Consider the following 13,962-nt stretch of genomic DNA (forward strand, 5'->3'; position numbering starts at 1 on the left):
CAGCCAGGCTGTCCCTGCGGGCAATCAGCCCTCGCCGCTCATCACGATGGAGGCGCGTGTCACCTTGCGAGCCAGTGAATCGGCCAGCGCATTCTCGACACATTCGAGGGAATACTCGGTATCCAGCAGCTTCTCGAACGGCAATGTCGTCATGTTGTCGCTGAGGAATTTCAGCGAGTGCCACAGATAACGAGGCTGGTAGCGCATCACCGGAATGATGGTGACCTGCTGACGGGTGATGAAGCCCGGGTCAACGGCGATGGTCTTGCCCGGCGTGACATTGCCCATAGTCACCAGCTTGCCGCCGCTGCGCACCAGCTCAATGCCCTCGACGAACGCTTCCGGAACGCCCGCGACTTCCAGGCAGACATCGGCGCCATTGCCACCGGTCAGCTCCTTGAGGCGCTCGATACGCGATTCCTTGCTCGGGTAGTCCTTGAAGTTGATCACGTTGTCGGCGCCGAACTCACGCGCCAGTGCCAGGCGCCCTTCATCGGCGTCGATCACGGTGACAGTCGCGCCCTTGCGATGGGCGATGGCCGTGGCGTAGATGCCGAGACCACCCGCGCCCTGGACCACGACGTGGTCCTGCATCTTGACCTCCGCCAGATCCAGACCATAGAAGACCTGTGACAGGGCGCAGTTGGCGCCTGCCGCCAGCTTGTCGGGCACGTTGTCCGGCACCTTGTAGAAGAACTGGCCGGGATGAATGAAGTAGTGGGTAGAGAAGGTAGTGTGGAAGTGCGGCGCTTCCTGAGGAGATCTGGCCCAGAAGCTATAGGCGTTCTCACACAGGTTGAGCTTGCCGGATTGACAGGCCGGACAGCGCTGACAGGCGATGAAATAGGTCGCCGCGATGCGGTCGCCTACGGCCAGCGGCACACCGGCATTGTCCGTCGTGACGCCCTCGCCCAGCTGATCGATCACCCCGACGGTCTCATGCCCCAGACCACCGCTCTTCTTGGGATGCTCGCCCTTCCAGATATGCAGCTCTGACCCGCAGACGTTGCTGCACAATACCTTGACCACCACGGCGCCCGGCCCCGGGGCTGGCACATCGAATTCCTGATAGCCCAATTTGCCCGGCTCACTCATCACTGCAATCTTGCCTTTCATGTTCCACCTCTGAATTATGTGTCCTGCTTGCGCGATAAAAATACGGGTACTTGAACAAGGCGTCGTACCCGCCAATGGCGCGCTACCCAAACGCAAGACTGGTAAAAAGGGGGCTTTCTGTGGAGCCCGCTCAATTCTCTCTCAACTGGCTCTCAACTGGCTCTCGACAGACTTTCAACAGGCGCTCAACAAGTGCGCAACAGCCCTTTCAATCATGCTCTCAATCGCGCTCTCAACAGCCGCATGATGACGGAATGGATCGCCAAAAAATCAGATCACACCATTCTTGCGTGTTTCCAGGGTTTCCTGGATGGAAATGACCGGCTCATCCCAGGGATGACTGGCAAAGATACTCAGAATCACCTGATCAAGAATCTTCTTGTCACGCACGATGGAAAATTCGACCAGTGTGGAATCCGTCATGTAAGGCTCATCGATATTTCCCGCATAGGTATCGCAGCCGGCACGCGGCGTACAGCGCTCGGTACCGGAATGCGAACACCAGGAAACCCCATCATAATTGCCGTACTTCAGGTTGGTCGCCGTCTTGACTGATGCCAACACCTTCTCGAGGTATTCCTCAAGAACAAAGACGCGAACACGGTAGGACGCTACCAGTTGGATGTCGCACGCCACTGAGCTATTCATTCGTAATATCCATCAGTCGATTTGATAAGGGTGCTGAACTGCTCGCCATCATGACCGAACCAGACGTCAGCCTTGCTTGCGGCCGACAGTTTCTTGATGCGCTCGATGGTCTTCATGTAACCGATGGAGTCATAGAGCGTGGCGGGCAGGCGTGCGGGAGGCCCGTAGTTCTCGGCGGAGTAGACCGCGTCGGAGGCCAGGATGATGTTGTTGCTGCCGGCCATCTCGATCTTCAGACCGAGCATCCCGTAGGAATGACCACTGCCGAAGTTGAGAATCTCGATGCCATCCAGCAAGGTAAGGTTGTCTTCTTCCGGCTTGATGATGCGCCAGGCAAGGTTGCTCTTTATCCAGGCATCCATGTCAGCCCAGATGAAGCCATCGGCGTCACGGTTGTGGGCGTAATGCACCAGGGCGGCATTGAATTCGTCCTGATGAACGATGATCTGTGCATTGGTGAAAAGCTCGAGACATCCTGAGTGATCAAGATGCAGGTGCGACACCACGACATAGTCGATTTCGCGCGGGTCCATGCCAATCTCTTCGAGTCGGCTGTGCAGATGACAATCCTGACCGTCCACTTCGGCGGTAAAGTGGAGCAGGTTCTGGATCGCCGATGGCCAACGGCCATTCTCGCCCATGCCATCCGGATGGCAGGCGGTATCGAACAATACCTTGCCATCAGGGTGATCAATCAACACGGTATAGACAGGGAATTCGACCAGCGTGTTCGCCTTGTGTGGATCCTGTGCACTGGCGGGATCATGCATACTGACCATGAAGTTCTTGTCCATCTTCATGCGTCCATTATCCAGCACATAAACCTTGGGATACTGCTTGATCAGGTTGGACATTTCTGTACGACCTCGGCGTTTGGCATGTCGTTATTGTCATAGTTATCGTTGGCGCTCAGGCAATATCGACCCGCGTCCAATCAGTGACAAACGCTATTTTTTAATGTTACCCCTTAGGTTTACTTATGTTTGAAAAATGCCACTGCGACGCCACCCTCTTGTGGCCCGTCACCCCGCATGGCGACTGGGTTCTTGCAGATTGCAAGCAGGTGGGAAGCCTCGGCTATTCAGCATGCAATCCCCCCGTTTTTCCGCCTGCCTGCGACTAATGACGTAGCGCCAGACAACACCTGTGGTGGCTCAGCGCACAGCAGGGTCGTGATGGGTGCAGGTAACCCACTTCGCGAAAGGTTTTCCTGCAGCGCTCACGTACAAGCCGCCTTGAGATCAGCCAGCCGGTCAGCACAAAAAACGCCCCACCTCGTGAATCACGAGATGGGGCGTTTGAACATCCAGGGCGCTATCGACTGCCTTCAGTCGGCGGCCCTCGGTGGAAAGGCACCGTACGGCGGGATCAGCTCGGCAGATACTCCTCACTCCAGCTTTCGGACACCACGCCCTCCTCGATCAACTGATCGATCTCTTCATCGCTGTGATCAAGGCCCTTGAGTACCGAGCGAGTCGAGGCGCCGTATTTCTCGGCCGGCGACAGTGGGTAGATGCGTCCACGCCGCGGACGGATGGCATAGGGGTCAAGCTGGGTGATCTCGTGACCGCTGGGGTGGTCCGAGTAGACCGAGAACGAATAGCTGCCGGCATCGATCCCGGTCCGCTCGCCAGCCGGATGGACGTTGTAGGAGCGCAATGTCTCCAGGTTCTCGCACACGGCCGCCGCGATATCCGCCGCCTGCAGGCGCTCGACCCAGTCATTGGCTCGCGCGCTGATGAAACGCGGTGCCAGGTAGGCGGCACGCTCCTCACGCGGGATTTCCGGCAATTCTTCCAGTCCCTCGACCTTGCGGAATTTCTCCAGCTCCGACTCATAGGCGCTGACCAGCAGGATGCCATCGGAGGCTGAATAGAAACGCGCCAGGTCATCGTAGCCGGTCGCCTCACGTCCGGACGGCTCGTCGAACAGGCCACGGCGCTCATAGTCATAGCAGAACGGCAACTGGGCCAGACCGCTCAGTGCCGACAGCGAGGTCTTGATGCGCGAGGTGCGGCCGGTCTTGAGCTTGCGATACAGCGCGGTGGCAATCCCCAGCGACGCGCCAAAGCCGCACATGACATCGATGGTGCCGACATGGGCATGCTCCTCGGGGGTGTCCATGCTGCCACCGAAGCGCAGCATGATGCCGGTGGTGGCCTGCACCAGATCGTCATAGCCGAGGTAGTTGGTGCGCGGCCCGGGCAGCACGCCACTGAAGCAGTCCAGCTGACAGAAGACGGCGTCCGGATTCAGCTCACGCATGGCCTCCTCGCTCAGGCCCATGGAGGCCACCTGCCGGTCGGTGGCATTCCAGACCACCACATCACTCTGACGAATCAGCTCATCCAGGATGGCGCGCCCGCGGGGCTGTCTGACGTCGGTCAGCAGCGAGCGCTTGGAGCGCATGTGCGACAGGCCGAAGATGACGGTATTCCAGCAGTCATAGAACGGCTTGGCCGGGTCGACCTTGATGACCTCGGCACCGAAGCGCGCCAGATACGCCACCGAGTGCGGCCCGGCGATCACGTTGCACAGATCCAGAATCTTGACGCCTTCCAGCCAGCCATCGCGGGCATTGCGTGCCCGCACCCGTGGCAGCTTGGTCTCGATGCGGGTCAGCACCGACAGCGCATGGGTGACGCTCACCCAGCGCCGCGGCCTGGGCGTCAGCATCTCCTGGCCGCTGTCGGCCATCCACACCATCGGGCCAGGCTGGATCATCAGCCCGAATTCCGGGTCCTCGACCTCGACCATCAGGCCCGCCGTCTCGGCGTGGTCATCGTGGATCCACTCCTGCAGCCAGCGCTGCGGCGCACCGGGGAACTTGCCCTTGCCGAAGATCTTCTCCCATTCCTTGGAGGTGCGCGTGAGGAAGACTTCCTTCATGCGCGCCGCGATATGGTCCGCCCAGGACTTGGGCAAGGGATAGACGCCCAGCGACATGTCGGATTGCCATTCGCTGCTCGGGCGATAGGTATCCGGCTCCTCGCTCATGCCTTCGGCGACCAGCTCATCGTAGAGGCCCAGCACCTTCAGGCAGCGCTTGGCGTGCTCGCGGTGACTCGGACAGACCACATAGAACATGCGGCCATCCTTGCACTTGTAGCTGCGATAGAAGGGATCGAGCAGCTCCTGCAGCTCGTCGTAGTCGAGATTCATCGGCTGGCCCTCGATACGCCGACGTTCGATCTCCTTCTCGCGCTGGGTCTTGTAGCGCTCCGGCAGGCCCTCGATCTTGATCGAGTTGTAGCAGAGCCCTTCCATCAGCGCGCAGACCAGCGGCACCTCGATCTCGTCGCCCATGCCGGTCCGCTCGCGGGCCTGCAGCGCCAGTACCACCGAGGAAGCCGCCAGCATGGTGCCGTAGGCCGAGCCCAGCGGCAGCGGCGAGAAGGACGGGTTGATGCCCATCAGCACCCGGTTGAGGCCCATGTCGGTGAAGACGCCGGAATTGGCAGCGATCACGCTCTCGAAGGCGCGCCAGTCGCGGCGCAGGGTGTCATTGGAGGCAAAGCCGGGAATCGACAGCGTGATCAGCTCATTGCGCTCCTCGCGCAGGGCCTGGAAGTCGATGCCCAGCCGCTTCATGACCCCGGGACGGAAGCTCTCGATCACGATGTCGGCCTCCTCGATCAGCGCCAGCGCCTGCTCGACGCCCTCCTCAGACTTGAGGTTCAGCGAGACGATCAGCTTGTTGCGATTGAGCGTGGCGTTGGCCGGCGACTGCCACATCGGCCCGCCGGGCGGGTCGACGTGAACCACGGTGGCGCCCAGGTCGGCGAGGATCATGGCGACGGCCGGGCCCGCCATGTATTGACCGAAATCGATGACCTTGACGTCAGTCAGCGGCAGGCGGGTTTCGGAGTGGGTTGTCATCGGTGCGGTCCTTCTGTCCGGGGGGCATGCGGGTTGCGTCAGCCCCGGTGAGCGTCATGTGTTGAGAGCATGTGTTGAGAGAGACAGGAAAAAAGTGCACTCAGCTAGGCTTGGCGTCATCGCGCGGGCTGGGAGTCTCCAGCACCAGATGCGGTTCGAGCACCTTGCGCGCGAAGTCCTGGCGCAACCAGCGCACCAGCGACCAGGTCAGGATGAACAGCACCGGAATCATCGGCAGCGCGACCACGATGGTGGAAGTCTGCACCGCCTTGAGGCCGCCCAGCTGGATCAATGCCACCCCGACACCGGCGATCAGGAAGGCCCAGATCAGGCGCACGCTGCGCTTGGGCTCCTGATAGCCGGAGAGCTCACGGGTGGTCACCGACGCCAGCACATAGGCCGAGCTATCCAGGGTGGTGGCCAGGAAGATGAAGCACAGCAGGATGAAGCTTGCGGTGATCAGCTCGGAGAACGGCAGCGTGGCGAGAATCGCGGACACGGCACCGGGGATACCGCCGTCGCTTAGCGCAGCCGCGACATCCAGGGTGCCACTCACCTGCAGGTCCAGCGCATAACCGCCCCAGACCGCGAAGAACACCCAGCAGCCCAGCGAGCCGAACACCAGCTCGGCGATGATCAGCTCACGAATGGTGCGCCCCCGCGAGATACGGGCGACGAACAGCCCCATCATCGGCGCGTAGGCAATCCACCAGGCCCAGTAGAAGACGGTCCAGTCCTTCCAGAAGGTCGAATCGCCCACCGGGTCGGTCCACAGGCTCATGGTCACGAAGCTCGACAGCATGGTGCCGAGACTGTTGACCCAGCCTTCCACCATGAACAGCGACGGCCCGGCGATGAAGGTGAAGGCCAGCAAGGCGATGGCCAGAATCACGTTGATGTCGGAGAGAATCTTGATGCCCTTGGCCAGCCCGAACCAGACACTGGCGGAGAAGATCGCCGTCCAGATCAGCAGCACTCCCAGATTGAGCGCAAAGGACGGTTCGATGCCCAGCAGATCGCCAAGCAGGCGTGATACCAGCGGCACCGCCAGCCCCAGCGAGGTGCCGACACCGCCGACGATGCCGAACACCACCACGGCATCCAGCAACACGCCCCACCAGCCATCGGCACGCTTGCCGAGCACGCCGCTGGAGGCCACGGACAGACGCACGCCCGGGCGGTTGCGCACATACATGGAATAGGCGATGGGAATCGCCGGCAGGCAATAGAACGCCCAGGGCGTCAGCCCCCAGTGAAACTGGCCATAGGCCAACGCCCACTCGGCCGCCGCATCACTGCCGGCCTTGACGTCAAATGGCGGGCCGGTGAAATAGTAGATCGGCTCGACCCACGCCCAGTTGACGATGGCGATACCGATGCCGCCGGCGAAGATCATCGCGACCCAACTGAAATACGAGAACTCCGGTGTGTCCTGCGGGCCGCCCAGACGGACGTTGCCGTAGCGGCTGAACGCCAGACCGATCAGGAACACGACCACGGAGAAGCCCGCCAGCAGGTAAAGCCAGCCGAAATTGCCGGTCGCGAAGGCGAAGGCCGCATTGACGGCAGCCTCACCGGATTCGGGAAACAGGATGATGGGAATGATGAGGCCAGCGATGACGAGCACCGAGGGCAGGAAAACCCGCCAGTCGATCTCGTCGCGGGCCTTGTGGGAGGCGCGGGGCTCGCGTGTCGGGCTCCCGCTGCCGGAAGACGTCTTGGGCGCAGAACTGCTCATGTTGATCACCGTTATTGTGGTTATGCGGTTCGGTGTTTAGGCGAGGTCCACCGCGATTGGCGTATCGCTGGTGGACCACTCAACGCATGTTGTTGAAAGGGGCTAAAGGGTATGGCTGTCTAAAGCCGAAATCTTTGACGCGTCACATCGATTGCCGTCACTTCTCAGACACGGCATAAACGATGCCGAGGCTCGTCAGTCCCGCTCAATCCGGACAGAATTGCGCAATGCCATCCTCGAAGGACCAATCGATATCGTGATTTTCCGAGATCGTGATCAAGACGTTGCCGGGGGCAATCCCCGGGTTTCTGGCCAGCGCCTCGACCACTCTGGCGTAGAACGCCTTCTTGGCCTGGTCCGGCTTCCCGCTGCGCATCACCAGATGCATCATCACGCGGTCCTGATCGCGTGACTGGAATTCGAGGTCCTGATCGGCACATTCATGGATCACCTGGTAGCGATCATCTGCCGGGAAATCCAGGGTCTCGATGACGGCGGCATTGACCTCATCGGCAATCGCCTTGCGATAAGCATCAGACTTGCCTTTCAGAACATTGATCGTGACAAAGGGCATCATTGCCTCCGCTGGCACCCGGGCAAGGGGTGCGGTGAATGAACATCGAATTTGCCAGACCCCGGGGCCTAGCGATGACGGAAGACCGGCGCACGCTTGGCAACGAAGGCGCTCATGCCCTCCTTCTGGCCCTCGGTCGCGAAGGCGGCCTGAAAGAGCAGACGCTCTTGACGAAGCCCCTCATTGAGCGGGGTCTCGAATGCCGTGTTGACGGCTGACTTGGCCATCTTGACCGCCGGCGTGTTGTAGCCCGCGATGGTATGCGCGGCCTCGAGCGCGTTCTGCATCAACTCATCCTTGGGCACGACCCGCGCCACCAGGCCAATCTCCTTGGCCTCCTGAGCGCCGATGTTGCGGCCGGTCAAGACCATATCCATCGTCATCGCCTTGCCGACCGAGCGGGCCAGGCGCTGTGATCCGCCGATGCCCGGCAGGATGCCCAGCTTGATTTCCGGCTGGCCAAACTGGGCGTCTTCCGAGGCGATGATGAAGTCGCACAGCAGGGCCAGTTCACAGCCGCCACCGAGGGCAAAACCACTGACGGCGGCGATGATCGGCTTGGAAATCCTGCGCACCTCGTCCCAGGGCGAGAGAAAGTCATCCATGTAGAAATCAGTGAAAGACTTCTCGGCCATTTCCTCGATGTCCGCACCGGCGGCAAAGGCGCGGGGATTGCCGGTGATGACGATGGCGCCGATGCCCGGGTCGGCGTCCAGCTCGCGGAGGACCGCAAGCGTCTCCTCGGCCAATTGGCGGTTGAGCGCATTCAGGCTTTTCGGGCGATTGAGGATGATCAACCCGACGCGCTCGCGGCGCTCGACGACGATCATCTCGAGATTTTCCGGCTCCGGCGCGTCAGACGCCGACTGTTTGGCCTGGGGTTGCGATTTCACCATCTTGTTCATTCTTGTCTCCCGATGTCGGGTGGCGTCACTCTGGCGTGAGCTCTGGCGTGAGCCCTGGCGTAACTTCTGCGTAAATTCGGCCTAGCCGCTTACTTACTGCGCATCGCAAGACGTTGCGGTACTGGGCGATGACGCGTCAGTGGATGACGCGGCGTCTGGCACTGCGCCGCGCGTTTTCGCGGCGCTACCTGATGACTTGCGAGCCGGACGGGCCTTCTCTGCGCTGCCATTCTCGCTGCTCTGATCACCGCTTTGTTCGCTGCCATTCTCGACAGGCTGTCCGCCGTCTTTCTGGCGGTCAGATTCGGGCAGATGATAGGCACCATGGCGTGCCATCAGCTCGTCCAGAATCGCCTCGCGATGCTGGCCAAGGCCCGGCGCACTGCAGGGCACCTGACTGTCGATGTCCCGACGTCCCGTGAGCTTGATCGGATTACCCGCCGTCCTGAATGGCTTGCCGGCCTTGCCCTGGACCTGAACGATCATGTTGCGGGCCTTCAGCTGCGGGTGATCGAACAGCTTGTCGATGGTATTGATCGGCGAGCACGGCACGCCCTCCTCATTGAGCAGATCCACCCAATGCTGAACCGGCTGCTGCACCAGGATCTTTTCCATCTCGATCACCAGTTCCGGGCGATTCCTGCAGCGCATGTCGTTGCTGAGAAAACGCGGATCGAAGGCCAACCGCGCCGCACCGATGGCATCGGCCATCAACAGGAACAAGGTGTCGTTGCCGGCCGCGATGACGAGCTTGCCATCCTGCGCATTGAAGCTTTCAAACGGCGCCAGCGAAGGATGGCAATCACCGGTGCGGTGCGGCACCTTGCCCTCGATATCGAAGCGCGCCAGCGCCGTTTCCATCAGCGCCGCCTGGCAGTCGAGCATGCCGATATCCACCCGCGTGCCCTGGGCATCCCGGGTGCGGCTATAGAGCGATGCGAGAATGCCCACCGCGGCAAACAGCGCCGCGCTCAGGTCGCCAAAGCTGGTCCCCACGCGGGCGGGCTCACCGTCAGGCCAGCCGGTCAGGCTCATGATGCCGCCCATGGCCTGCACGACCATGTCGTAGCCGGGCAGTTCGCTGAAGGGGCCGGTGTGTCCGAAGCCCGAGATCGAGGAATAGATCAGGTGGGGGTGCGTTCTGGCCAGACGCTCAGGGCCATAGCCCAGGCGGTCCATCACCCCGGGGCGGAAGTTCTCCACCAGCACATCTGCCTCATCCAGCAGGCGCTCAAGCAGCTCACGGTCACGCGGCGACTTGATGTCCAGCACGATGCTTTCCTTGTTGCGGTTGAAGCAGCTGAAATAGGCGCTTTCTCCCTCCACGAAGGGACCGAATTCGCGGGTATCGTCTCCGGTCCCGATCTTCTCCACCTTGATGACACGTGCGCCCAGGTCAGCCAGCACCATGGTGCAATAAGGCCCGGCGAGTACCCGTGAGAAATCCAGCACGGTGATCCCGTCCAGTGGCCCCTTCTTGAGTTCCGTCTGCGTCGAGATGGCCATCGGTCAACTCCCAAAGTCATGGCGTATTACTGTGCGTTCAGGATCCATCCCGCGGCTTTTTCCGCGATCATCAGGGTCGGCGAGTTGGTATTGCCGCTGACGATGGTCGGCATGATGCCGGCATCTGCCACCCGTAATCCCTGGATACCGCGCACACGCAGACGGCTGTCGACCACCGCCATCGGGTCATCCGCGCGCCCCATGCGCGTGGTGCCCACCGGATGGAAGATGGTGGTGCCGATATCGCCGGCCAGCCTGGCGAGCTCTTCATCAGTCTGGTACTCGACCCCCGGCTTGATCTCTTCGGGCTTGTAGCGCGCAAAGGCAGGCTGGGAGGCGATACGCCGCGTGACCCGCAAGGAATCGGCCGCGACCTTGCGGTCTTCTTCCGTGCTCAGGTAGTTGGGCGCGATGGCCGGGGCCTGACGCGGGTCGGCGCTCTGCAGACGCACCGTGCCACGGCTGGTGGGGTTGAGATTGCAGACACTCGCGGTGATCGCCGGGAAGGGATGCAACGGCTGCCCGAAGGCCTCGAGGCTCAGCGGCTGGACGTGGTACTGGATGTTGGGATGGGCGTAGTCATCGCTGCTGCGCGTGAAGGCCCCCAGCTGTGACGGCGCCATGCTCATCGGCCCGGAACGCTTGAACAGGTACTGCATGCCGATGCCCATCTTGCCCAGCAAGGTGCTGGCCATGGCGTTCAAGGTCTTGGCATTGGTGACCTTGTAGACCGAGCGGATCTGCAGGTGGTCCTGCAGGTTCTCGCCGACGCCGGGCAGGTCCTTCACCACCTCGACCCCATGTTCCTCCAGCAGTGCCCTGGGCCCGACGCCCGAAACCTGCAGCAGATGTGGCGAGCCGATGGCGCCGGCACACAGCACGACCTCACGCTTCGCCGAGAGGTTGATGACCTTGCCGTCACGCACGACCTGCAGCCCCGTGCAGCGCAGATTGGAGGCTTGCTTCGCTGCGTCCACCGCCCCTGTGCCAGCCCCTGTTTCAGCCCCTGTGCCCTGCTCGCTTCCCGAGAACAGCAGACGATTGACCTGGGTGGAATGCCACAGCGTCAGGTTGCTGCGCTTGAGCGCCGGGCGCAGGAAGGCCTTGGCCGTGTTCCAGCGCCAGCCCGCACGCTGGTTGACCTCGAAATAGGCAACCCCTTCATTGCTGCCGCGGTTGAAATCCTTGGTGCGCGGAATGCCGGCCTGCTCGGCCGCACTGGCGAAGTCATCCAGCACTTCCCAGTTGAGGCGCTGACGCTCGACGCGCCATTCCCCACCGTGACCATGGAAATCACGCTGCTCAGGGTCACTGCTGGCGCCGTCATCCAGTAGCGCGTGATCCTCGTGACGCATGAAGTCAGCCAGACACTGCTCCCAACGCCACTCGTCGTCTCCGGACACCTCGGCCCAGTGATCGTAATCCCGCGCCTGGCCGCGCATGTAGATCATGCCGTTGATGCTGGAACAGCCGCCCAGCGTCTTGCCGCGCGGATAGATCAGCGAACGGCCGTTGAGTCCCTTGTCCGGCTCGGTGCGGAACATCCAGTCGGTGCGCGGGTTGTTGATGCAGTACAGATAGCCCACCGGAATGTGAATCCAGTGGTAGTTGTCACGTCCGCCCGCCTCGACCAGCAACACACGGCGGTCAGGGTTGGCGCTGAGGCGATTGGCCATCAGGCAGCCGGCGGAACCGGCGCCCACGATGATGTAATCGAATTCAGAGAGATCGTCGCCCGGTTTGGCGGGGCGAGCGTCCTGCTCGCCCTCCGGGGATCGATGCGGGTTGTTCTTGTTGTCTGACATGGCGCGTCCCTCTCCAGACAGCTGGCGTATGCTGGTAGGTAACCAGAATGCAGATGACTACGATGCAGATGGCGACAGTGCAGATGACCGCAGTCGCGAGCGACTTACTTGGCCGTCGGCATGGCGAATTCGGCACCGGCATCGATGGAATCCGACCAGCGCTGCATGATGGACTTCTGCTTGGTATAGAAACGCACACCCTCTTCTCCGTAGGCGTGGGTATCCCCGAACAGGGAGCTCTTCCAGCCACCGAAACCGTGCCAGGCCATCGGGACCGGGATCGGCACGTTGATGCCGACCATGCCCACCTGAATGCGGCGCCCGAATTCACGCGCGACACTGCCGCTCTCGGTGAAGCAGCTCACGCCGTTGCCGAATTCGTGGTCGTTGATCAGCTGGATGGCGGTCGCGACGTCCGGCACACGGACACAGGCCAGAACCGGGCCGAAGATCTCTTCCTTGTAGATGGTCATGTCCGGCGTGACGTGATCGAACAGCGTGCCGCCCATCCAGAAGCCTTCAGTGCTGTCGCCGCCGATGTCGTTACCGGAGAACTCACGCCCGTCGACGATCATCTCGGCGCCTTCCGCGACACCCTTTTCGATGTAACCGCAGATACGCTCATGCGCCTGACGGGTGACGATCGGACCCATCTCGGCGTCCAGGTTCATGCCGTCCTTGATCTTGAGCTCGCGGGCACGCTCGGCCAGACGCGGCACCAGGGTGTCCGCCACATCGCCCACCATCACCGCGACGCTGATGGCCATGCAGCGCTCGCCGGCGGAGCCGTAGGCCGCGCCGATCAGGGCATCCACCGCCTTGTCGAGATTGGCGTCCGGCATCACCACCATGTGGTTCTTGGCGCCACCCAGTGCCTGGATGCGCTTGCCGTGACGTGCGCCGCGCTCGTAGATCAGGTTGGCGATCGGGGTCGAGCCCACGAAGGACAGGGCGCGCACCTTGGGGTGATCGATCAGTGCCTCGACGGAATCCTTGTCGCCCTGCACCACGTTGAAGACGCCATCCGGCAGGCCCGCCTGCTTGAGCAGGTCCGCCATCATCAGCGAGGCGCTGGGGTCCAGCGGGCTCGGCTTGAGCACGAAGCTGTTGCCTGCCGCGATGGCGACCGGGAACATCCACATCGGCACCATCACCGGGAAGTTGAACGGCGTGATGCCGGCGACGACGCCCAGCGGCTGGCGCATCGTCCAGTTGTCGATGCCGGTGCTGACCTGGTCGGTGAAATCACCCTTGAGCAGCTGCGGGATACCGCAGGCGAATTCGACGATATCGATGCCGCGTGCCACTTCGCCCTGGGCGTCGGTGAACACCTTGCCGTGCTCGCGGGTGATCGCCTCCGCCAGCTCGTCCTTGTGCTCGTTGAGCAGCGCGAGGAACTTGAACATCACTCGGGCACGGCGAATCGGCGGCGTGTCGGCCCAGGCCGGGAAGGCGGCGTCGGCAGCAGCCACGGCGGCATCGACATCACTGTTGCGTGCCAGCGCGACCTGGCCGGTCACCTTGCCGGTGGCCGGATTGAAGACATCCTGAGTGGCGCTGGAGTCGCCTCGGGTCACCTGGCCGTTGATGAAATGCTGGATAGCGTTGGCTGCTGTCGTCATGGTGCTGATCTCCGCTGGCGGTGTTTTATAGGAATAAGCCTGTGTAATGCACATGTCTGGCGCTGAAGGTCCTTCGCCTGGTCAATGACGAACGAGGACATGCCATCAGCAGGTGTTCATGAAATTACGCCGCCACGCGCAGGGTGCAATTGAGTAATTCTTGGGTGAG

At 61.8% G+C, this 13,962-nt stretch carries 10 protein-coding genes; all 10 read right to left on the bottom strand.

The window, feature by feature from the left end; genetic code table 11:
• Window positions 1-24 precede the first annotated feature (24 nt).
• Window positions 25-1,116 (bottom strand): zinc-binding dehydrogenase, encoded by a 1,092-nt coding sequence (locus tag HA399_RS10445; protein WP_107334500.1) that lies wholly within the window; start codon window positions 1,114-1,116, stop codon window positions 25-27.
• A gap of 270 nt (window positions 1,117-1,386) precedes the next feature.
• The gene (locus HA399_RS10450; RefSeq protein WP_404324907.1) at window positions 1,387-1,764 is read right to left on the bottom strand and encodes a hypothetical protein; all 378 of its coding nucleotides are present in this window, start codon (window positions 1,762-1,764) and stop codon (window positions 1,387-1,389) included.
• The gene (locus tag HA399_RS10455) at window positions 1,761-2,618 is read right to left on the bottom strand and encodes an N-acyl homoserine lactonase family protein (protein WP_404324908.1); all 858 of its coding nucleotides are present in this window, start codon (window positions 2,616-2,618) and stop codon (window positions 1,761-1,763) included. Before HA399_RS10455 ends, HA399_RS10450 begins: the two co-directional genes overlap by 4 nt.
• Before the next feature lie 514 nt (window positions 2,619-3,132).
• Complete coding sequence (locus tag HA399_RS10460; protein WP_215823028.1) at window positions 3,133-5,643, bottom strand: CoA transferase; 2,511 nt, start codon at window positions 5,641-5,643, stop codon at window positions 3,133-3,135.
• 100 nt (window positions 5,644-5,743) lie between these two features.
• Window positions 5,744-7,381: a BCCT family transporter gene (locus HA399_RS10465; RefSeq protein ID WP_404324909.1), complete on the bottom strand. Its 1,638-nt coding sequence runs from the start codon at window positions 7,379-7,381 to the stop codon at window positions 5,744-5,746.
• A gap of 205 nt (window positions 7,382-7,586) precedes the next feature.
• Window positions 7,587-7,955, bottom strand: a complete 369-nt coding sequence (locus HA399_RS10470; protein WP_215823030.1) for a tautomerase family protein — start codon at window positions 7,953-7,955, stop codon at window positions 7,587-7,589.
• A gap of 68 nt (window positions 7,956-8,023) precedes the next feature.
• On the bottom strand, window positions 8,024-8,860 hold the full coding sequence (locus HA399_RS10475) for an enoyl-CoA hydratase-related protein (RefSeq protein WP_200906816.1): 837 nt from the start codon (window positions 8,858-8,860) through the stop codon (window positions 8,024-8,026).
• Window positions 8,861-8,953: 93 nt separating this feature from the next.
• Window positions 8,954-10,366 (bottom strand): CaiB/BaiF CoA transferase family protein, encoded by a 1,413-nt coding sequence (locus HA399_RS10480; protein ID WP_404324910.1) that lies wholly within the window; start codon window positions 10,364-10,366, stop codon window positions 8,954-8,956.
• 26 nt (window positions 10,367-10,392) lie between these two features.
• Window positions 10,393-12,042, bottom strand: coding sequence for a GMC family oxidoreductase (locus HA399_RS10485; protein WP_404326960.1), 1,650 nt, complete (start codon window positions 12,040-12,042; stop codon window positions 10,393-10,395).
• Window positions 12,043-12,275: 233 nt separating this feature from the next.
• A complete protein-coding gene (locus tag HA399_RS10490) occupies window positions 12,276-13,793 on the bottom strand; it encodes a CoA-acylating methylmalonate-semialdehyde dehydrogenase (RefSeq protein ID WP_054557118.1) in 1,518 nt (505 codons plus the stop codon).
• Between the last annotated feature and the right edge of the window lie 169 nt (window positions 13,794-13,962).

This window comes from Cobetia sp. UIB-001, assembly GCF_044789135.1.
Lineage (GTDB): Bacteria > Pseudomonadota > Gammaproteobacteria > Pseudomonadales > Halomonadaceae > Cobetia > Cobetia amphilecti.

Excerpts from the sequence above, each read along its gene's own strand:
- HA399_RS10445 (WP_107334500.1), bottom strand. The coding sequence starts at position 1,116 with ATGAAAGGCAAGATTGCAGTGATGAGTGAGCCGGGCAAATTGGGCTAT.
- HA399_RS10450 (WP_404324907.1), bottom strand. The coding sequence starts at position 1,764 with ATGAATAGCTCAGTGGCGTGCGACATCCAACTGGTAGCGTCCTACCGT.
- HA399_RS10455 (WP_404324908.1), bottom strand. The coding sequence starts at position 2,618 with ATGTCCAACCTGATCAAGCAGTATCCCAAGGTTTATGTGCTGGATAAT.
- HA399_RS10460 (WP_215823028.1), bottom strand. The coding sequence starts at position 5,643 with ATGACAACCCACTCCGAAACCCGCCTGCCGCTGACTGACGTCAAGGTC.
- HA399_RS10465 (WP_404324909.1), bottom strand. The coding sequence starts at position 7,381 with ATGAGCAGTTCTGCGCCCAAGACGTCTTCCGGCAGCGGGAGCCCGACA.
- HA399_RS10470 (WP_215823030.1), bottom strand. The coding sequence starts at position 7,955 with ATGCCCTTTGTCACGATCAATGTTCTGAAAGGCAAGTCTGATGCTTAT.
- HA399_RS10475 (WP_200906816.1), bottom strand. The coding sequence starts at position 8,860 with ATGAACAAGATGGTGAAATCGCAACCCCAGGCCAAACAGTCGGCGTCT.
- HA399_RS10480 (WP_404324910.1), bottom strand. The coding sequence starts at position 10,366 with ATGGCCATCTCGACGCAGACGGAACTCAAGAAGGGGCCACTGGACGGG.
- HA399_RS10485 (WP_404326960.1), bottom strand. The coding sequence starts at position 12,042 with ATGGCCAATCGCCTCAGCGCCAACCCTGACCGCCGTGTGTTGCTGGTC.
- HA399_RS10490 (WP_054557118.1), bottom strand. The coding sequence starts at position 13,793 with ATGACGACAGCAGCCAACGCTATCCAGCATTTCATCAACGGCCAGGTG.